General features: G+C 62.7%; 22 protein-coding genes and 1 pseudogene. 15 read left to right on the top strand and 8 right to left on the bottom strand.

The genetic code is table 11. The features are described from left to right. Entirely contained in the window at positions 1-1,149 is a 1,149-nt protein-coding gene (locus tag H0241_RS32580; RefSeq protein ID WP_181061869.1) for a pyridoxal phosphate-dependent aminotransferase, read from the bottom strand. A 155-nt stretch (positions 1,150-1,304) separates the two neighbouring features. Here H0241_RS32580 and H0241_RS32575 point away from each other — a divergent pair, with 155 nt between their 5' ends. From H0241_RS32575 to aat, 6 genes are all read left to right on the top strand, one after another. Then, entirely contained in the window at positions 1,305-2,717 is a 1,413-nt protein-coding gene (locus tag H0241_RS32575) for a M48 family metalloprotease (RefSeq protein ID WP_181061868.1), read from the top strand. 57 nt (positions 2,718-2,774) lie between these two features. Then, the gene (locus H0241_RS32570) at positions 2,775-3,578 is read left to right on the top strand and encodes a DsbA family protein (RefSeq protein ID WP_181061867.1); all 804 of its coding nucleotides are present in this window, start codon (positions 2,775-2,777) and stop codon (positions 3,576-3,578) included. Positions 3,579-3,728: 150 nt separating this feature from the next. Further along, the gene (gene aroQ, locus H0241_RS32565) at positions 3,729-4,163 is read left to right on the top strand and encodes a type II 3-dehydroquinate dehydratase (RefSeq protein ID WP_181061866.1); all 435 of its coding nucleotides are present in this window, start codon (positions 3,729-3,731) and stop codon (positions 4,161-4,163) included. A gap of 26 nt (positions 4,164-4,189) precedes the next feature. Continuing rightward, positions 4,190-4,651, top strand: coding sequence for an acetyl-CoA carboxylase biotin carboxyl carrier protein (gene accB / locus H0241_RS32560; protein WP_181061865.1), 462 nt, complete (start codon positions 4,190-4,192; stop codon positions 4,649-4,651). A 10-nt stretch (positions 4,652-4,661) separates the two neighbouring features. Continuing rightward, positions 4,662-6,005 carry an acetyl-CoA carboxylase biotin carboxylase subunit gene (accC, locus tag H0241_RS32555; protein ID WP_181061864.1) on the top strand — a complete coding sequence of 448 codons (1,344 nt, stop codon included), beginning with the start codon at positions 4,662-4,664 and terminating at the stop codon, positions 6,003-6,005. 26 nt (positions 6,006-6,031) lie between these two features. Then, on the top strand, positions 6,032-6,649 hold the full coding sequence (aat, locus tag H0241_RS32550) for a leucyl/phenylalanyl-tRNA--protein transferase (protein ID WP_112564331.1): 618 nt from the start codon (positions 6,032-6,034) through the stop codon (positions 6,647-6,649). 9 nt (positions 6,650-6,658) lie between these two features. Here the strand turns inward: aat and H0241_RS32545 are convergent, their stop codons facing one another. The 3 genes from H0241_RS32545 to H0241_RS32535 form a co-directional block, all read right to left on the bottom strand. Next, positions 6,659-7,045 carry a hypothetical protein gene (locus H0241_RS32545; RefSeq protein ID WP_181061863.1) on the bottom strand — a complete coding sequence of 129 codons (387 nt, stop codon included), beginning with the start codon at positions 7,043-7,045 and terminating at the stop codon, positions 6,659-6,661. 75 nt (positions 7,046-7,120) lie between these two features. After that, positions 7,121-7,672, bottom strand: coding sequence for a DUF2155 domain-containing protein (locus H0241_RS32540; protein WP_181061862.1), 552 nt, complete (start codon positions 7,670-7,672; stop codon positions 7,121-7,123). 115 nt (positions 7,673-7,787) lie between these two features. Then, positions 7,788-8,186, bottom strand: a complete 399-nt coding sequence (locus H0241_RS32535) for an NADH:ubiquinone oxidoreductase subunit NDUFA12 (protein ID WP_181061861.1) — start codon at positions 8,184-8,186, stop codon at positions 7,788-7,790. 226 nt (positions 8,187-8,412) lie between these two features. Here H0241_RS32535 and panB point away from each other — a divergent pair, with 226 nt between their 5' ends. The 3 genes from panB to H0241_RS32520 all read left to right on the top strand — a co-directional run bounded on the left by panB (position 8,413) and on the right by H0241_RS32520 (position 11,477). Next, the gene (gene panB / locus H0241_RS32530) at positions 8,413-9,243 is read left to right on the top strand and encodes a 3-methyl-2-oxobutanoate hydroxymethyltransferase (protein ID WP_181061860.1); all 831 of its coding nucleotides are present in this window, start codon (positions 8,413-8,415) and stop codon (positions 9,241-9,243) included. Then, positions 9,240-10,097, top strand: a complete 858-nt coding sequence (gene panC / locus H0241_RS32525) for a pantoate--beta-alanine ligase (protein ID WP_181061859.1) — start codon at positions 9,240-9,242, stop codon at positions 10,095-10,097. Before panB ends, panC begins: the two co-directional genes overlap by 4 nt. Before the next feature lie 177 nt (positions 10,098-10,274). Next, positions 10,275-11,477 (top strand): helix-turn-helix transcriptional regulator, encoded by a 1,203-nt coding sequence (locus H0241_RS32520; protein WP_181061858.1) that lies wholly within the window; start codon positions 10,275-10,277, stop codon positions 11,475-11,477. A 35-nt stretch (positions 11,478-11,512) separates the two neighbouring features. Here the strand turns inward: H0241_RS32520 and H0241_RS32515 are convergent, their stop codons facing one another. The 4 genes from H0241_RS32515 to H0241_RS32500 all read right to left on the bottom strand — a co-directional run bounded on the left by H0241_RS32515 (position 11,513) and on the right by H0241_RS32500 (position 15,109). Next, entirely contained in the window at positions 11,513-12,001 is a 489-nt protein-coding gene (locus H0241_RS32515) for a GNAT family N-acetyltransferase (RefSeq protein ID WP_181061857.1), read from the bottom strand. 4 nt (positions 12,002-12,005) lie between these two features. Further along, a complete protein-coding gene (gatB, locus tag H0241_RS32510; protein ID WP_181061856.1) occupies positions 12,006-13,505 on the bottom strand; it encodes an Asp-tRNA(Asn)/Glu-tRNA(Gln) amidotransferase subunit GatB in 1,500 nt (499 codons plus the stop codon). A gap of 289 nt (positions 13,506-13,794) precedes the next feature. Continuing rightward, the gene (locus H0241_RS32505; protein WP_181061855.1) at positions 13,795-14,226 is read right to left on the bottom strand and encodes a CBS domain-containing protein; all 432 of its coding nucleotides are present in this window, start codon (positions 14,224-14,226) and stop codon (positions 13,795-13,797) included. 115 nt (positions 14,227-14,341) lie between these two features. Then, positions 14,342-15,109, bottom strand: coding sequence for a rhomboid family intramembrane serine protease (locus H0241_RS32500; RefSeq protein WP_181061854.1), 768 nt, complete (start codon positions 15,107-15,109; stop codon positions 14,342-14,344). A gap of 272 nt (positions 15,110-15,381) precedes the next feature. Here H0241_RS32500 and H0241_RS32495 point away from each other — a divergent pair. The 6 genes and pseudogenes from H0241_RS32495 to H0241_RS32470 all read left to right on the top strand — a co-directional run bounded on the left by H0241_RS32495 (position 15,382) and on the right by H0241_RS32470 (position 19,695). Continuing rightward, positions 15,382-16,464: pseudogene (locus H0241_RS32495) on the top strand (WD40/YVTN/BNR-like repeat-containing protein). A 5-nt stretch (positions 16,465-16,469) separates the two neighbouring features. Beyond that, positions 16,470-16,763, top strand: coding sequence for a MoaD/ThiS family protein (locus H0241_RS32490; protein WP_181061853.1), 294 nt, complete (start codon positions 16,470-16,472; stop codon positions 16,761-16,763). Positions 16,764-16,837: 74 nt separating this feature from the next. Continuing rightward, positions 16,838-17,176 (top strand): hypothetical protein, encoded by a 339-nt coding sequence (locus H0241_RS32485; protein WP_181061852.1) that lies wholly within the window; start codon positions 16,838-16,840, stop codon positions 17,174-17,176. A gap of 118 nt (positions 17,177-17,294) precedes the next feature. After that, positions 17,295-17,933 (top strand): PAS domain-containing protein, encoded by a 639-nt coding sequence (locus H0241_RS32480; RefSeq protein WP_181061851.1) that lies wholly within the window; start codon positions 17,295-17,297, stop codon positions 17,931-17,933. Positions 17,934-18,175: 242 nt separating this feature from the next. Then, entirely contained in the window at positions 18,176-18,793 is a 618-nt protein-coding gene (locus H0241_RS32475; RefSeq protein ID WP_181061850.1) for a PilZ domain-containing protein, read from the top strand. 293 nt (positions 18,794-19,086) lie between these two features. Next, positions 19,087-19,695 (top strand): transglutaminase-like cysteine peptidase, encoded by a 609-nt coding sequence (locus H0241_RS32470; RefSeq protein WP_181061849.1) that lies wholly within the window; start codon positions 19,087-19,089, stop codon positions 19,693-19,695. Positions 19,696-19,812 lie beyond the last annotated feature (117 nt).

The following is a 19,812-nucleotide window of genomic DNA, read 5'->3' as shown; positions in this document are numbered from 1 at the left end:
CTATTTCAGCCAGCGCTCGATGCGCGCCATCGCCTCGACCATGTCGTCATGGCTGCCGGCATAGGAAAAGCGCATCGTGCGGTGTCCGGCCAGCGGATCGAAATCACGGCCGGGCGTCGCCGCCACATGCGCCTCGGCCAGCATTTTGCGCGCAAAGGCCATGCTGTCATTGGTATGCCGGGTTACATCGCAAAAGGCGTAGAAGGCGCCGTCCATGGGTGCCGCCAGAGGAAATCCGAGCTCCGGCAGGCGCTGCATCAGGAGCTCGCGATTCCAGGCATAGCGCGCCTTCACCGCTTCCAGCTCGTCCGTCGCCTTGAAGGCTTCGATCGCCGCGATCTGCGACAGTTCCGGCGGCGAGATGTAGAGGCTCTGGGCAATGCGCTCGATTGGCCGCACCAGGGCTTCCGGCAGCACCATCCAGCCGATGCGCCAGCCGGTCATGCAATAGTATTTCGAGAAGGAATTGATCACCGTCACGCCCGAGCCGTAGGCCAGCGCCGTGGTGTCCGGCGCGGCATAGGCCAGCCGGTGATAGATTTCGTCCGATATCACCGCGATGCCAAGTTCCTCGGCTATCGCCACCAGCGCCGACAGCTCGTCGGCGGGAATGACCGCGCCGGTCGGATTGGCCGGGCTCGCAAACAGCACGCCCTTCAACGGTTTCTCGCGATGTGCGGATTTCAAATGCTCGGCATGCAGGTAGGCGTCGCTGCCGAGCTCGATCTCGACGATCTCGATGCCGAGCGCGGCCATGATGTTGCGATAGGCGGGATAGCCGGGTGCTGCGATAGCGACGCGGTCGCCCGGGTCGAACATCGCCAGGAAGGCCAGATTGAAAGCGGCCGACGATCCCGTCGTCACGGCGATGCGGTTCGGCGCGACATCGATCCCGTAATGGTCGCCATAATGCGCGGCGATCGCCTTGCGCAGATCCGCCAGGCCGAGCGTGTCGGTATAGCCGATGCGGCCGATCTTCAGCGCATTCGCGGCGGCCTCCCTGACCCTCACCGGAGCCGGGTCGGATGGCTGGCCGACGGCCATGGACACGACAGACACGCCTGTCGCCTTCAGCCGGTTGGCCTCAGCCAGAATGTCCATGGCGTGAAACGGCTCGACTTCACCGCGGCGCGACAGCGAAACAACCATTTGACCTCACTCTTTCCGCCCAAACCCGCCGCTCCAGGCCAACAACCCGCCCGGCAGCGCCGCACAAATGCCCGATTGATGTGAGGATCACAAGTTCACCTAGTTTCGGTGCCGACTCTTTTCATCGTTCGCCCGCTCGTTTACCAGTGGACCTCATGCTGAGCCGACCCAAATCGACGATTTCCAAATCTTCCATCGGGAAGACTGCGCGCGGCTTCGCGACGCTTTTGCTTGCCGCCGCCGTTGCGATCTCCGGCTCGGCGACGGCGTTTGCGCAGGCCGTGCCGGTGGTGCGCGATGCAGAGATCGAGGCGCTGGTGCGCGACTATGCACGGCCGATCTTCAAGGCGGCTGGTCTCGCCAATGACGGCGTCGATATCGTTCTGGTCAACGATCAGAGCTTCAACGCCTTCGTCACCGGGCGCCGGCTGTTCATCAACACCGGCGCGCTGATGCAGGCCGAAACGCCCAACGAGATTATCGGCGTCATCGCCCACGAAGCCGGCCACATCGCCGGCGGCCACCAGCAGAAATTGCGTGACCAGCTCGAGCGCGCCAAGACGATGGCCATCATCGCCACCCTGCTTGGCGCCGGCGCCATCGTTGCCGGCGCCACCACCAACAGCCGCGGCCTTGCCGGCGCCGGCATGGGCGTCGCCGCCGGCGGCGGCGAGATGGCGCAGCGCAGCATCCTCGCCTACCAGCGCACCGAAGAGTCGACCGCCGACCGCTCGGCCATCACCTATCTCAATGCCACCGGCCAGTCCGGCATGGGCATGCTGAAGACCTTCGCCCGCTTCCAGAACGCGCTGTCCCTGTCCGGCACGCAGGTCGATCCTTATCGCATCAGCCATCCCATGCCGCAGGAGCGCATCGCCAATCTCGAAGTGCTGGTCAAGCAGAGCCCCAATGTCGACAAGGTCGATCCGCCGGCACTGCAGCAGCGGCACGACATGATGCGCATCAAGATCGCCGCCTATATGGGCGGTCAGGCCGCCGCGATGCGGCTGATCCGCAAGGCCCCGGGCAGCCTCGCATCGCGCTATGGCGAAGCACAGATGGCCTACCTCTACGGCAATCTGGGTGCGGCGCTGACCAAGACCAACGCATTGATCAAGGAACAGCCGAAGAACCCCTACTTCCAGGAATTGCGCGGCGACATCCTGATGAAGGCCAACAAGCCGAAGGACGCAGCGGACGCCTATGCCAAGGCGGTCAGCCTCGATCCGGTGAGGTCGGGCCTGCTGCCGGTTTCGCTCGGTCAGGCATTGATGGCGATCGGTACGCCCGATTCGCTGAAGAAGGCCGTGGTGCAGATCAACAACGGCCTCGGGCGCGACAAGGAAAACACCGATGGATACCGCTATCTGGCCCAGGCCTATGGCGAACTCGGCAACATCCCTTCGGCGGAGCTCGCCACCGCCGAGGGCCACTTCTATTCCGGCGACTACAAGAATGCGAAAATCTTCGCCATGCGCGCGCAAAAGGACTTGAAGCGAGGCGAACCCGGCTGGATTCGGGCGCAGGACATCATAAACTACAACCCTTCAGGCAAACTCAAGAAGTGAACCTTCCGGTCGCCCGTAGCGACTAGAATAGACCAGAACCGGCAAGAGGATGAGACGATGAACAAGGCAATATTGCTCGGCACGACGGGAGTGGCGGCTGCTCTTGCCATGCTGGCTTTCGGGTTCGTCGCCGGCAGTCCGCAGGCCGCCAAGGCCGATACGGCGCAGATCGTGCAGGTAGCGTCCTCGGACACCAAGATCGACCGCGCCGAGGTCGAGGGCATCATCCGCGACTATCTGCTGAAGAACCCTGAGGTTCTGCTCGAAGTGCAGGACGCGCTCGAGGCCAAGCAGAAGGAAGAACAGCGGATCGCCGCCCTCGGCGTCATCAAGGACGCCAAGGAACAGATCTTCAACTCCACCTTCGACGGCGTCGTCGGCAACCCGAAGGGCAAGGTCACCATTGTCGAGTTCTACGACTACAATTGCGGCTTCTGCAAACGCGCCATTGAGGACATGCGAGCCTTGACGAAAGCCGATCCGGACCTGCGCTTCGTCCTCAAGGAATTCCCGATCCTCGGTCCGGATTCGCAGAAGGCCAGCGTCGTTTCGATGGCCTTCCATTTGATGATGCCGGAGAAGTACGGCGAGTTCCACAATGCGCTGCTCGGCGGCCAGGGGCGCGCCACAGAGGCGGCCGCCATCAAAGTGGCGCTGTCGCTCGGCGCCGACGAGGCGACATTGCGCGAGAAGATGAAGGACCCGACCATCACCGAGGCGTTTACCAAGACCTACGACCTCGCCAACAAGCTGGCCATCACCGGAACGCCGTCCTACGTGGTCGGCAACGAAGTGGTGTTCGGCGCGCTCGGCCAGGAAGTGCTGGCCGAAAAGATCGAGGCGGCGAAAGCCGCGCTCTGATCTTGCGCGGGAGCCTATTTCTCACGGGCAGATTTCCGCCTGTTGTGGACAGTGAAAGATCGCACTTGTGCTCTTTCCGCGGGCGGCTATGCCCATTATAGAAGGCCCTGCGCGCCGGCTTGAGGCTGGCGCCGGAAAAGGTCGGCATTTTTGAAAACGATTTTCGTCCTGAACGGTCCCAACCTGAACGCGCTCGGCAAGCGCGAGCCCGGCATCTATGGCGGCAAGACGCTTGCCGCGATCGCCGACGACTGCAAGCAGGCGGGGGCCGCACTTGGCCTCGAGATCGATTTTCGCCAGTCGAACCATGAAGGCGACCTCGTCGACTGGATCCAGGAGGCCGGCGACAAGGCTGCCGGCATCGTCATCAATCCGGGGGCCTACAGCCACACCTCGATCGCCATTCACGACGCCATCCGCGCTATCGCGCCGCTGCCCGTCGCCGAAGTTCACCTCTCCAACATCCACGCGCGGGAACCATTCCGCCACGTCTCCATGGTTGCGCCGGTTGCTGTCGGCATGATCTGCGGGTTCGGGCCGCTTGGCTACTTGCTGGCGCTGCAGGCGCTGGCGGCACGCCTATGACCGGCCCACAAACAGAAGGCTCGAAAATGTCGATAAAGAAGACCGGTGTTGACCAGCAACTGATCCGCGATCTGGCGGGCATACTGAACGACACCAACCTCACCGAGATCGAGGTCGAGCTCGGCGACCTGAAGGTGCGCGTATCGCGCCAGGCGCCCGCCGTCCACGCCATTGCGGCACCTCAAGCAGGCTATGCGCCGGCAGCGCAGCCCGCGGCGAGCGCAGCTGCCGCACCCGCGGCGGCCGATCCGTCCAAGAACGCGGTCCCCTCGCCGATGGTCGGTACTGCCTATCTTGCCCCCTCGCCCGACGCCAAGGCGTTCATCGAAGTCGGCCAGACGGTCAAGGAAGGCCAGACACTGCTGATCATCGAGGCGATGAAGACGATGAACCAGATTCCTTCGCCGCGCCCCGGCACGGTGACGGCGATCCTGTTCGAGGACGGCCAGCCGGTCGAATACGGCATGCCGCTCGTCGTGATCGAGTAGAGCGGGCCGGATGTTCCAGAAGATCCTCATCGCCAATCGCGGCGAAATCGCGCTTCGGGTGCTGCGCGCCTGCAAGGAACTCGGTATCCAGACCGTGGTGGTGCATTCGACCGCCGACGCTGACGCCATGCATGTCAGGCTCGCCGACGAGAGCGTGTGCATCGGCCCGCCGCCATCGCGCGACAGCTACCTCAACATCCATCAGATCGTTGCCGCCTGCGAAATCACCGGCGCCGACGCCGTGCATCCGGGCTACGGCTTCCTGTCGGAGAACGCCAAGTTCGCCGACATCCTGGCCGCCCACAACATCACCTTCATCGGCCCGTCGGGCGACCATATCCGCATCATGGGCGACAAGATCGAGGCCAAGCGCACGGCAAAGCGCCTCGGCATTCCGGTGGTGCCGGGCTCCGACGGCGCCGTCACCGATCAAAAGGAAGCCAGGCGCATTGCCGCCGAGATCGGCTATCCCGTGATCATCAAGGCGTCGGCGGGCGGTGGCGGGCGCGGTATGAAGGTCGCTCTTACCGAGGCTGACCTTGAGATCGCCTTGCAGACAGCGAGCACGGAAGCCGGTGCGGCCTTCGGCGACGATGCCGTCTACATCGAGAAATACCTGGAAAAGCCGCGCCACATCGAGGTGCAGGTGTTCGGCGACGGCGCCGGCCGCGGCGTGCATTTCGGCGAACGTGACTGTTCGCTGCAACGCCGTCATCAAAAAGTCTGGGAAGAGGCGCCCTCGCCGGCTCTCAACGCCGAGGAGCGCGCCCGCATCGGCGGCATCTGTGCCAAGGCCATTGCCGATCTTGGCTATTCCGGCGCCGGCACGATCGAGTTCCTCTATGAGAACGGCGAATTCTACTTCATCGAGATGAACACGCGTCTGCAGGTCGAGCATCCGGTGACCGAAGCGATCACCGGCATCGATCTCGTGCATGAGCAGATCCGCGTCGCTTCCGGTGGCGGACTTTCGGTGCGCCAAGAGGACATCAAGTTCAACGGCCACGCCATCGAATGCCGCATCAATGCCGAGGATCCGCGCACCTTCACGCCGTCGCCCGGCACGATCACCCATTTCCACACGCCCGGCGGCCTCGGCATCCGGGTCGATTCCGGTGTCTATTCCGGCTATAAGATCCCGCCCTATTACGACAGCCTGATCGGCAAGCTGATCGTGCACGGGCGCAACCGCGTCGAATGCATGATGCGGCTGCGCCGGGCGCTCGACGAGTTCGTCGTCGACGGCATCAAGACCACGCTGCCGCTGTTTCGCGACCTCGTCGGCAATGCCGACATCGCCAATGGCGACTACGACATCCACTGGCTGGAACAGTATCTGGCCAAAGAGGAATAGCGCCCAATTACCGCTATGAGGCCGCGATGACCCGCCCCTACGCGCCCGGCTATCGCATTCCGACCGACCTTCTGCTCAAGGCCTATGCCTCGGGCGTGTTCCCGATGGCCGAGAGCGCTTCGGATCCCGAGGTGTTCTGGGTGCGGCCGGAGACGCGCGGCATCATCCCGCTCGACGGCTTCCACACGCCGAAGAGCCTGAAGAAGACGATCCGCAAGCACCCGTTCGACATCCGCTTCGACTTCGATTTCGAGGCGACGATCGATGGCTGCGCCGAAAAGCGCGAGGAGCGCCGCTCGACCTGGATCAACGCGCCGATCCGCGAAGCCTATATCGAACTGCACCGTCTCGGGCACTGCCACTCGGTCGAAGCATGGCGCGAGGAACGGCTGGTCGGCGGCCTCTATGGGGTCTCGCTCGGCCGGGTGTTCTTCGGCGAAAGCATGTTCGCCCGGGAGACCGATGCGTCCAAGACCTGCCTCTATTATCTCGTCGAGCGGCTGAAGGCGCGCGGCTTCGCGTTGCTCGACACACAATTCACCACCGAACACCTCAAGCGCTTCGGCGCGGTCGACGTGCCGCGTGGCAAATACGAGAAGATGCTGGCCGACGCGCTGAAGGGCGAAGCGGTTTTTTATCCCTGACCGAGGCCATTAGCCTTTCGCAGCAGCCTCCATTGGCGTCTGCGAATGGAACATCATCTTCCATCCGGTGACGCGGTGGACGTAGCCGGTGCTGACCAGCGCCGCGTAGGGCTCGCCGTTTTCCCTGACGGCATGAGCCTCATAAGTCAGCATGATAATGTCGCTGCCGGGCTCGATGATGCCCTTGAGGTCAATCTGTAGATCGCGCCAGCGGTTGGGCTTGGTCGCGGTCTTGGCGAGATCGGCATTGTCCATCGCCTTTGCCATCTCAGGAAACGCCACCAGGCATTCCGTGTCGGCATTGGCCGCGTAGTAGGCCGAGTCACCCGTCCAGAACCCCTTTTCGAGGTCGAGCAGGTCTTTCTTGCTGGCGGTAATCCGCTTGCTGTCTGACATCTGGAAATCCTCCAAGCGCATAAATGCGCGGTCATCCATGGCCCAACGCATGGTGGCCACGACGGTTCCGGAGGATCAGTTGGTGTCGGTCGCGTCAGGCTCCGTGGGGTCTGGCTGTTCCACGGCCGGAGCAGCGGCGGGCTTCGGCTTTGACGTATCGACCTTGGGCGTCTCGGCCTTGGCCGCGTCAGGTGGCGGCACGTCCGACTTCTGCTTGCATCCCTTCAGCCACACGTCATAGACGGCGTGCTCGACGGCGTTGAGGCCGGGACTTTCGGCAAACATCCAGCCGGTGAAGATGCGGCGGATCTTGCGGTCGAGCGTGATCTCGTCGACCTCGACGAAGGAATCGGTCTTCGGCTCCTCGTTTTCCGGCCGCGAATAGCAGATGCGCGGCGTCACCTGCAAAGCGCCGAACTGCACGGTTTCGTCGATATAGACATCGAAGGTGATGATGCGGCCGGTGATCTTGTCGATGCCGGCAAATTCGGCGACCGGGTTGGTGATGCGATCGGAGATTGCGGGTGCCGCGGCAGGCGCCTGGGCTTCCGCAAACGCGGTCGGGCACATGGCAACAGCGGCAACTGCCGTCAGTCCGGCCATCGATGTCAGGCTGAAAATATTCATGCGGAGATACCGGTGGTTTGGGCCCGGGTGATTCTGTCACGCCCAAGGCTATTCGCCGTTGTCATATCAGCAAGCAGCTAAACGCCAATTGTGGCGACAAAAGACCGGCCGGCGATCAAGAACCAGGCGTCCACGCATCATAGTCGCCCGTCACTTGCGGACGGTGCTGATTGGTGAGCACGGAGCCCTTCGGGCGATAGGCCGCCGGCGTGCCCGTGAGGTTCGGTTCGTGTGCCTTTTCCCATTCACGCGGGCGATAGTCGTCGCTCGGCGGCGCGACATCGACGCGGTGATGCATCCAGCCGTGCCAGCCTGGCGGAATCGCCGAGGCTTCCGAATAATTGGCGTAGATGACCCAGCGGCGGGTGCGGCCTTCCGAATCGACGCCACCTTCGTAGTAGACATTGCCGGCAGCGTCCTGGCCGACCTTGCTGCCGTGGCGCCAGGTGTGGAAACGCGTTCCCAGCGTCTGGCGGTTCCACCAGGTGAAAAACTGCAGAAGGAAAGTTTTCATTCAAATCCTCGCGGGGCGCGCGGCGGTGCCTGCCTCCTGCTTATGGCGTCAGGCCTTCGCGAAGGCAAGGGTTTTGCGGGTGCCTGCGGCACTGACGGCATGCCGAAAGGCTCTGTCATTGGCCGATCCATTTCGCAACTGCGAACAGGAGCTTGCCAAGCCGGCTGTGTGTTCCTAAAGCTCTGCGCAGCCGGCGCTGGTCAACGCCGGCTGCGGGAGGTGAGGAATGGCCCCAGCTGTCACCAGGATCAGTGCGGAGACGATTCGCGCCCGCAAGGGCGGCGTGCCGATCGTCTGCCTGACCGCTTACACCTATCCCATCGCCCGCCTGCTCGACGATCATGTCGATCTTCTTCTGGTCGGCGACAGCGTTGCCATGGTTCTGCACGGCCACAAGACCACGCTCAGCGCTTCGCTGGAGATGATGATCTCCCATGGCCAGGCTGTGACGCGCGGCTCGGCGAAGGCCTGCGTGGTGGTCGACATGCCCGCCGGCAGCTATGAGAATTCAGCCGCGCAAGCCGTCGCCTCTGCGCGCCGCATCGTCGGGGAAACCGGCTGCCAGGCGGTGAAGCTGGAGGGCGGCGTTGACGTCGCCGGCCAGATCGCGGCAATCGTCGCTGCCGGCATTCCGGTGATGGGTCATGTCGGCCTGCAGCCGCAATCGGTGGAAAAGGACGGCGGCTACAAGATCAAGGGCCGCACGCCGGAGAATGTAGCCACCCTTATTCGCGACGCCGATGCGGTCGAGAAGGCCGGCGCGTTTTCGCTGGTCATCGAAGGCACCATCGAGAGCGTTGCCGCCGACCTGACCCGGCGCATCGCCATTCCGACCATCGGCATCGGCGCCAGTGGCCAGTGCGACGGCCAGATCCTGGTCATCGACGACATGATCGGCCTGACCGTCGACCGGGTGCCGAAATTCGTCAAGGAATATGCCGATTTGCGCAGCGTGGTTGCCAACGCCGCCAAGCGTTACGCGGCAGAGGTACGCAGCCGAACCTTCCCCGGACCAAGCCACGTCTTTTCAGCCAGCAGCGACAAGGACAACGTATGAGCCAGCCTGTCGTCGTCGATACCGTGGTTGCCCTTCGCGCGCAAATCCGCGACTGGCGGCTCCACGGCCTCAGCGTTGCCATGGTGCCGACCATGGGCGCGCTGCATGACGGCCATATCTCGCTGGTCAGGGCCGCGCTTTCGACGGCCGATCGCTGCATCGTCTCGATCTTCGTCAATCCGGCTCAATTCGCCCCCACCGAAGACCTGGACAAATATCCGCGCCAGATGGCGCGTGACCTCGACCGGCTGGCCGAGGCCGGCGCCCATCTTGCCTTCACGCCTACGGTTTCCGAGATGTACCCGACTGGCTTTGCGACGAAGATTTCGGTTGGCGGCCCGTCTGCTGGCCTGGAATCGGATTTCAGGCCGACCTTCTTCCAGGGCGTCGCCACGGTTGTGGCGAAGCTTTTTCTGCAAGCCCTGCCCGATCGCGCCATCTTCGGCGAAAAGGACTACCAGCAGCTTTGCGTTGTGCGAAAACTCTGCCGCGATCTCGACCTGCCGGTGGACATTGTCGGCGCGCCAACGGTGCGCGACGGGCACGGCCTCGCAATGTCGTCGCGAAATGCCTATCTCGGCGCCGCCGAACTCGGTGTCGCACGGCAGCTCAATGTCATCCTGCGCCAGGCAGCGGCGGCGCTTGCGGCCGGCACAGACGAAAGCAGCGTGACCGCCAAGGCTGCCGCCGCGCTTCTCGAGGCAGGCTTCGACCGCGTCGACTATGTCGCCGCGCGCGAGAGCCTGACCCTTGCCCCCTGGCGGCGTGCCAGCGACGGCCGCCTTCTGGCTGCGGCCTGGCTTGGCAGGACCAGGTTGATCGATAATGTGGAAGTTTCCTCATTTATTCCCTGAAAAATTCCAAATCCCTTCACTTTGATTTGTATCGCAGCTTGGCGCGAGTGCCCGTAGACAACGGCCCTTCAGGGTCATATCGGCTGGTCTGATAGCGATCACACACCAAAACGCCGCTGTGAGACGTTTCACAGACGTGGCGTACCCGGCAATGCTGTGTGAGACCTCAGGCAGATAATGCGTGACCTGCCACTACGCTGCGATGTAAACGAGGCTCTATGTCTATCCAGGCCCAACATCAACGGTCGCGCTCTGCCCCAGATCGTCGAGGCGATCTATGATTCGATTGCCGATGTCGACCGTTGGCAGTCGACCCTTGAATCAATCTGCAAATTGGCGATCGGCCGGCTTGCCATGCTGGCGGTCGTCGACACATCAAGCAATTCGGCACGGTTCTCAACGTCTTGCGGCGATCCGGCCCTGCTCGAGCCGCTGCAGCGCGACTACGCCTGCGAGGTGCCCTTCTTCAAGGCGCTGCCGAAGATGGACATCGACGTGCCGTTCACCGTCGATAGCGTCTACGCACTGCAAGGCCCCGATGCGCGGCAGAACTGGATCGAAAGCCGCATAGTGCGCGAGTGGGTGGAACCCAACCGTCTGGACGATTTCTTCTGGGTGGCGCTCATGAAGCAGCCGACCCGCACCGGCACGCTGATGGTGGTGACCGACAAGGATAGGCCGCAGATTTCAGCCAGGGATATCGATCTGATTTCCACGCTCGCACCTCACGTCCGGCGTGCGGTGACCATCGGCGACCTGTTCGAGGCCGAGCGGCGCAAGGCTGACATCTTTCGCTCGATCATCGAGGGCCTCGACCATCCGGTGCTGATCGTCGCCGACGATATGCAGATCATTTTCGCCAATCCGGCAGCCGAAGCGCTGCTCGCGCAAAACACCTCAGTGTCCTCGGTTCGCGGCCAGCTCTCCTTCACCTATGCCAATGCCAACACAGCGATCGGCCGCGCCGTCCAGCTCGGCACGCGAAACGAATTCGCGCTCGGACCTTCCGGCATCAACATTCCCCTGGCGAGGGCCATGGCTCCGGCGGTGGCGCATGTCATGCCGCTGGCGCGACGCGACATTTCGACCCGCATGTCGCAACGCGCCGCCGCCGCCATCTTCATTGCCGCCGCCGGCGCCGCACCGGTGCCGGCACTGGAGGCGATCGCGGCACTGTTCGGTCTGACCGCGGCGGAAAAGCGCGTCGCCGGCCATGTCGCCGCCGGATTGACACGGCGTGAAATCGCGGCTGCCAGCGGCGTCTCGGACGGCACCGTCAAATCACAACTGGCGACGATCTTCGACAAGACCGCCACCGGCGACCAACGTGAGCTGGCGCTCCTGATGCGCGAATTGACACCACCGCTGCACGCGATCTGATTTCTTGCGCCCGGCCGGTACAGCATCCGGTGACGCTAGCCGATAGTCTTCTCGAAGATCAGCGTCGGCAAGCCCGAACCGCCGCCGCAATCGGCGGTGCTGCCGGCCGGCAAAAATCCCTTCGAACGGTAGAAAGCAATGGCCGGCGTGTTGGCCTCTTCCACCTCGACGCGCAAGGTGTTTGCCTCGGGAAAGCTGGCCTCGACCTCGTCCAGCAAGGCCTGGCCAATGCCTTGCCGCTGGCAGGCGGGCAGCACATAGAGCTGGTTCAACAGCACGATCTTTGGATCCGTGGTAGCGGCGGCGAAAGCCATGCCGCCGATGCGCTTGCCGTCATCGGCTATCAGGAACTCGGAATTCGGCCTCGTCAGCCGCGCCTTGAGCCAAGCGATCGAATGCCAGTCCTCGGTGATTTCGGTCACCCGCTTGGCGCCATAGATGGCGTCGTAGGTTGCATGCCAGGTTTCGACCAGCAGCGCGCGGATGGCGGCAAGGTCGCGCTCGCTGGCGGTGCGGACGAACATCGCGCTATTCGATGCCGAGCTTGGCCTTGACCAGGTCGTTGACCGCCTGAGGGTTGGCCTTGCCGCCGGTTGCTTTCATCACCTGGCCGACGAACCAGCCGGCCATGGTCGGCTTGGCGCGGGCCTGTTCGACCTTGTCGGGGTTGGCAGCAATGACCTCGTCAACCGCCTTCTCGATGGCGCCGGTGTCGGTGACCTGCTTCATGCCGCGGCTTTCGACCAGCTGGCGCGGATCGCCGCCCTCGTTCCAGACGATCTCGAACAGATCCTTGGCGATCTTGCCCGAGATGGTGCCTTCCTTGATGAGGTCGATGACGGCACCCAGCTGCTCTGGCGAAACCGGAGCATTTTCAATGCCCTTGCCGGCCTTGTTGAGCTGGCCGAGCAGATCGTTGATAACCCAGTTGGCGGCAAGCTTGCCGTCGCGGCCGCTGGCCACCTGCTCGAAATAATCGGCGATCGGCTTTTCCGACACCAGGATCGATGCGTCGTAGGTCGACAGCCCCAGCGAGGAGATCAGCCGCGCCTTCTTGTCATCGGGCAGTTCCGGTAACTCCTTGGCCAGTGCATCGACATAGGCCTGGTCGAATTCCAGCGGCAGAAGATCGGGATCGGGGAAATAGCGGTAGTCGTGCGCCTCTTCCTTGGTGCGCATCGAGCGTGTCTCGCCCTTGACGGCGTCGAACAGCCGCGTCTCCTGGTCGATCTTGCCGCCGTCCTCGATGATGGCGATCTGGCGACGCGCCTCGAACTCGATAGCCTGGCCGATGAAGCGGATCGAGTTGACGTTCTTGATCTCGCAGCGCGTGCCGAATTCGCCGCCCGGCTTGCGCACCGACACGTTGACGTCGGCGCGCATCGAGCCTTCGTCCATGTTGCCGTCGCAAGTGCCGAGATAACGCACAATGGTGCGCAGCTTGGTGACGTACGCCTTGGCCTCGTCGGCGGAGCGCATGTCGGGCTTGGAGACAATCTCCATCAGCGCAACGCCCGAGCGGTTGAGGTCGACATAGGACATGGTCGGATGCTGGTCGTGCATCGACTTGCCGGCATCCTGCTCCAGGTGCAGGCGCTCGATGCCGATCTCGATGTCCTCGAACTCGCCCTGCCGGTCGGGGCCGACCGAAATGACGATCATGCCTTCGCCGATGATCGGCTGCTTGAACTGCGAAATCTGGTAGCCCTGCGGCAGGTCGGGGTAGAAATAGTTTTTCCGGTCGAACACCGACTTGTGGTTGATCTGCGCCTTCAGTCCGAGCCCGGTGCGGATCGCCTGCTTGACACATTCCTCGTTGATGACCGGCAGCATTCCGGGCATGGCCGCGTCGACCAGGCTGACATTGGCGTTGGGCGCCGCGCCGAAAGTCGTCGACGCCCCGGAAAACAGCTTTGCTTCCGAGGTCACCTGCGCATGAACCTCGAGGCCGATGATGATCTCCCAATCGCCGGTGGCGCCGGGGATAAAACGTTTGGCGTCGGGCGTGCGGGTATCGATGAGGGTCATGGTGGCCTGCTTTTGTCTCGCGAAAACTGCGATTTTCGCAAATTTGGGTATCGGCCTTCGCTAGTGCAAACCGCTTCGCGAGACAAGCACCCAAAGAAGCACAGAGCCGTCGGCTGGCCTTTTCGGCCACTTTCGCCTATAGGACGCCATCCCAATGGAGAGTGGATGTCCACTTACGCGGCCCCTACCGCATCACAAGGCGCGGACTGCAACTCGTCCGCTCCGAACTCGACAAACGATGAGATAAAGTCCGCCGGCCGGCAGTCCGGTCGGCGGTTTCTTCGCCTGGTCAGGCCGTTGCGATATAGGCGCGGATCTCTGCAGCCTCGCGCTCGACATCCTCGATGCGGCGCTTGACCACGTCGCCGATCGACACGATGCCATCGAGCATCCCGTCCTTTTCCACCGGCAGATGGCGGAACCGGCCTCGGGTCATGATCTCCATTACCTCGTTGACCGTGTGGTTCTCGTTGCAGATCTTCACTTTCGGCGTCATCGCCGAGCGCACCGCAATATCAAGTGCGGCAGCGCCTTCCTTGGCAACCACCCGAACGATGTCACGCTCGGAAAGGATGCCGACGATCTTGCGATCGCCATTGGTGATGACCAGTGCACCGATCTTGTGGTCGACCAGGATTCGAATGGCTTCGCTCAGCTTTTCATTCGGCCCGAGCGTGAACACGTCATGGCCTTTTTTCTCGAGAATTGCCTTAACCGTCATGGCGTCCTCCTCCTCCTCCTGCTTGGCTAGCCAGCTCCCGCCCTGACCGGCTTCACATAAGAGTGAACATCGTGCGCCGTGATCGGTTGCTTTTCAAGTGTGCCAATGGGGTGCGCTAGTCGGGAGTGCTCTGGTCCTCGGGGATTTCCCATTCAGGCGCCTGCCAGCGCCGGTCGAACCAGCGCAATCCGAAGAAGCCGGCGACAAGGCCGCCAATATGCGCTTCCCAGGCAATCTGGCCGGGCTCGCCGAGTCCGAGCCCATAAAGGCCGGTGATGAGATTGATGATCATCCAGGCGCCGAGAAAATTGACGACGCCGCGCAAGCGCAGCACGATCGCGATCGGCAGCACGGGGCCGGCAAAGGCAGCCCCGCCGGACGAGCGGTCGGTACGGAACCCGAAACGCGCCGCCGCACCCATCATGCCCGATATCGCTCCGGAGGCGCCGACCAGCGGCGCTTCACCGAATGGATGGACCGCCCAGAACAGCACCACCGCGGCCAATCCGGTGGCGGCGAAAAACAATGCGAACCGGAACCAACCGAGACGGTTGGCCAGCGGCGAACCGAAGGCGGCCAGCGCAACCATGTTGATGGCAATGTGGGCAAGGCCGCCATGCATGAAGGCATAGGTGAAAGGACGGGTGAAGAGGAACCAGTCGAAGCCGTATTGCCCGGTGTAGAGCACGGGAATGAAGGCCCCGTCGGTGAGCAATGTTATCTGCTGCTCTTCGGTCAGCACATACTGTTGCAGCAGGAAGACGGCCACACATATGCCGATCACCGCCAGCACCACCGGCGGCAGGTTGAACACCGGCTCGCGGCGCGGCGGCGGCGCCTCCTCGGTCTGTTCGGTCTCGGTGGGACTGATCGGTTCGCTCATTCACTTGGGTCCAGGGATTCGTTCCGCGAGCTTTAGAGCAAGGATGCTTCGGTTGAAACTGCCCTGAATCCTCTAACACCTCGCATGGCGCGCTCCAGCGCGGCGTCAGGTGATGACAGCACAAATCGCGCTGTCCCCGATGGCAGAGCCAGGGAGGCGGCATATCTTCTCACCTTGGCCTCGACAGGTTTAGACTAAAAAAATCGTTGGCCCTGTCGGCCAGGCCCGCGCTCCGCCGTCCTTGATGAAAGGGACGCAATCGGGAGGAAAAAATGCCAGAAAAAATCCTCGTGCTCATCGGCACGAAAAAAGGCGCCTTCATCGTCGAGAGCGATGGCAAGCGCGGCTCGTGGAAGCTGCGCGGTCCGTTCTGCGAGCACTGGCCGATGAACCATGTCGTCGGCGACCCCGAGACCGGCGCGATCTACGGCGCCGGCGGCAACGAATGGTTCGGTCCGGCGGTCTGGAAGTCGGACGACCTTGGCCAGACCTGGACGCATTCCAGCGAGGGCTTGGCCTATGCGGCTGGCGAGGAACCGATCAAGGCGGTGTGGAGCCTCGCCAGGCGCAACGGCAGCCTCTATGCCGGCGTGCAGCCGGCCGGCCTGTTTCGCTCCGACGACGGCGGGGCCACCTGGAACCACATCGAGGGCCTGCAGCATCACCCAAGCCGCAAGGACTGGAACCCGGGTGGCGCGGGCCTCATCCTCCATTCCATCATCACGCACCCCAGAGACGAGGGGCAGATCTGGGTGGGCATCTCGTCCGCAGGCGTGTTCTACACCTGGGACGGCGGCAAGACGTGGGAGCCGCGCAACCGTGGCACCCGCGCCGACTTTCTGCCCGAAGGACAAAACTATCCAGAATTCGGCCAGTGTGTGCACTGTCTGGTGATGGCGCCCGGCAAACCCGACCGGCTCTACCAGCAGAACCATTGCGGCATGTACCGCTCCGACGATGGCGGCAAGAACTGGCAGAGCATCGAGAAGGGCCTTCCCTCGACCTTCGGCTTTCCTGCGGCCACGCATCCGCGCGACGCCGACACGCTCTTCCTTTTGCCGCTCAACGGCGACAGCGCCGGCCGTTACGTACCGGACGCGAAGGCGGCGGTCTGGAAGACGGAGGATGCGGGCGCCACATGACTCGACGAGCGCAAGGGTCTGCCGCAGGAGAACTGCTATGCGGGCGTGTTGCGGCAGGCTATGGCGACCGACAGCCTCGAGCCGGCCGGAGTCTATTTCGGCACCAGCGGCGGCTCGCTCTTTGCCAGTGCCAACGAAGGCGAAGACTGGTCGGAGATCGCTCAGCATCTGCCCACGATTCTGTCCGTCGAGACGATGGTGGTGGGCGAGTAGGGCAAATGTCGAACAACCCCGCCCGCAGTGTGCACCATGTCATCGCGCGGCTCCCGGGCGTGCTCATCGACCTGTTTCCTGGCGCGCCGCGCCGGGTCGAACTGCCGGCCTCGACTGTGAAGGAAATGATCGACGGGCTGGACGCGCTCTGGCCCGGCATGCGCGACCGGATGTGCGATTCCCGCCCTGCCATCCGCCGCCATATGAACGTTTTCGTCGATGGCGAGAGGGCAACCCTGGAAACCAGGCTCGCCCCCGGCACCGAGGTTTTTATCCTGACGGCAATCAGCGGCGGTTAGGCCAGGGAAGACAGGTAGCCCACCCTCCCGACGATATCTCCTGACCGTAAGCGAGGGAGAAGAGAAGGGATCAGTTGGAGGGATCCAGCTGGTGGCAGCCGCGTTCATCGCTCGCCGACGGCAGGAAGCTTGGCATCGAGATCCTCGACCGTTTCGAAGCGCGCCATTGGCAAATGTTGCCGTTGGCTGGCCGCAACGCGCCTCGACCGCGAATCACCGGGGCGCGAATCAAAAAGAAGCCGTCCAAGGTTTCCCTTGAACGGCTGGTCGAGCCCCCTGCTCCCCTAAAACTTTTGACCGAAGTGCTGTTGGTCGTCGCGAAACGACCGCTTCTGGAGTGGTTTTTGTGTGCCACGACGGCCGTCGGCGCACAACGTAAACCACTTGTTAACCTTAACGTCCCCGACCCGTGAACAAGTGTTAACGACGCTGGCACGCATCCTGCTCCGGAACGCATGTAGGTCATCGGAGGGCGCCCTTTCTGTTCACCGATGGGACCATCAGACGGCAGATTGCGCGGAGTTGCAGAGCATGAACCAGAACGGATCAATCACGCTGTTCCATTATTGGAACCGACTGCGTGATGGACGTGCTGCGCCAAAGCGTTCGGAGGTCGAACCGGCCGATATCAAGGCGCTTTTGGCCGACACCTTCATCCTGGAAAAGGATACGCGCGGCGAAGCCGTGTTCCGGCTTGCCGGCACCAGGCTTTGCGCCGGCTATGGCCGCGAGCTCAAGGGTTTTTCGCTTCCCTCGCTGTGGCGCGACAAGGACCAGCGGCTGGTGTCGCGGCTCATTCATGGCGTTTTCGAGCAGAAATCCGTGGTGCTCATCACCTATGAGGGGTTCAGCCGCAACGGCCGTTCCAACCGCTTCGAACTGCTTGCATTGCCCCTCGACGGCGGCGTCGAGAACCCGCGCTGCCTCGGCGTCGTCAGCGCCGTCGAAAAGCCGTTCTGGCTGGGCGCCGACCCGATTACCGACGCGCTGATCGACGCCATTCGCGTCATCGATCCCGACAAGGAACCGATGTTCCTGAAAAATCGGCCAGAAATACCGGTTCCTTCGCTGGCTCCCACCGAACTCGAAGCGCCAGAGACCATCTCGGCGCTCGGTAGGTCGCGACGCATCCGCCACTTGGTCGTGTTCGACGGCGGGCGTGGGGAGTAATGCATGGCGCTCAAAAGTGGCCCCGGACTGGCCACCGGTTTTGAGAAAGCGACATGCATAAAAACAAAGGCCTGAAGCGAGTCGCCTGAATCCATTCAAACGCGACGCGCGTTAGGCTCAAATCCATGGCCCGACTTTAAGTATTGGCGACCCGCTTTTCCCCTTTGTTAACCTGATTTGCTGTAGCGTTTCGGCGTGAAGTTCCACGCACGATGCGGGAATGCCAAGGGGTGTAGGCAGTCATGAGGTCAGCGGCGGTCGAATATGCGCCGTCCCGCGCCGAAAGGCGTAACTTTCAGCGCGTCCGGGTCAAGATCTACGGGCGCTTCATGCTGGAGGACCGCACCGAACACCCCTGCCAGGTGATCGACATGTCGCCGGGCAATGTCGCGTTGCGCACCGACCGTGTCGGCATGCCGGGCGAAAAAGTCATTGCCTATATCGATCATATCGGCCGCATCGAGGGCGTGGTGACGCGCACCTCGCAGGACGGCTTTGCGATGACCGTCATTGCCTCGGACCGCAAGAAGGACAAGCTTGCCGCGCAGTTGACCTGGCTCGCCAACAAGCACGAACTCGACCTGCCGGAGGATCGCCGCCACGAACGCGTGGCGCCGCGCAACCCGACCAGCGTGCTGCAGCTCACCGACGGGCGTCAGTACCAGTGTCGCATCATCGACCTGTCATTGTCGGGCGCGGCGGTCGAGATCGACGTCAAGCCGGCGCTCGGCATCCAGGTGACGCTCGGAACCATGCGTGGCCAGGTGGTGCGTCATTTCGAGGACGGCGTCGCCATCGAATTCGCTGTCATCCAGCGCCCGGAAACGCTCGATTCCGAGTTCAACGCGCCGCGCGCCTGAACGATCGGTAACACGCAGTGAAAAGCGAACCGGCCCTTCGCGGCCGGTTTTTTGTTGCCCGGCATTCCGCCTCGGCACGCAAGGATGCGGGACCGCACCTGAAGTCCCCGCCTGTGGCCAGCGACCGCATTGCAAAAGCTTCGACTTTTGCGCCCGCGTCTGAACGATTTTATATTAAAATAGATCAAATTTTACGCTTATTCTATTGAGGTTTTACTCAATGTCTACTTCGGGTTTTTGCGTCAAATAAATCCAACGCTGTCATTGTCTCCTCAAACGGGGAGACTGACCAAATGGCGAAGACGTGGGGCAAGCTGTTGCTCTTGGCAATGGCGATGCAGCTTTCCGCTTGGGGAACGGCAGAAGCAGCGGGGCCCGCCTACATGCACACTGGCGGCCGCACCACACAGCCGGTCGGCCATTACGAATTCTGCCAGAAGCTGCCGCAGGAATGCGCGCAGCGCACAGCGAGGCAGGCGCCCGTCGAACTGACCCGCAAGCTGTGGGCGGCGATCGTCAACGTCAACAATTCGGTCAACACCCGGATCGTGCCGCGCACCGACATGGAAATGTGGGGCAAGGAAGAGGTCTGGTCCTACCCCGACAGCGGCTTCGGCGACTGCGAGGACTATGCGCTGGAGAAGCGCCGCGAGTTGATGGCGCTCGGCGTTCCCGCCGGCAATCTGTTGATGACGGTGGCGCGCCAGCCAAATGGCGACGGCCATGCGGTGCTGACCGTGCGCACCAGCCTCGGCGAGTTCATCCTCGACAATCTGGAGTCCAAGGTGCTGTCCTGGACCGACACCGACTACACCTACCTGAAGCGCCAGTCCGATCAGAATTCCGGCGCGTGGGTGACGATCAATGACGGCCGCGCCGACGCAGTTGCCAGCGTCCGTTAGGACGCGGAAACAAGAAAACGCGTTCGTTAGGACGCCAAGAATTACGTCCGCTAGGACGCGCAACAACAATCACGTCCATTCAGGACGCGACGAGAAAGCCCGGTCGAGTCCCCACCC

This window comes from Mesorhizobium neociceri (genome assembly GCF_013520985.1).
GTDB lineage: Bacteria > Pseudomonadota > Alphaproteobacteria > Rhizobiales > Rhizobiaceae > Mesorhizobium > Mesorhizobium neociceri.
Note: the sequence above shows the minus strand (reverse complement) of the source record. Positions and strands in the feature narration are given on the sequence as shown.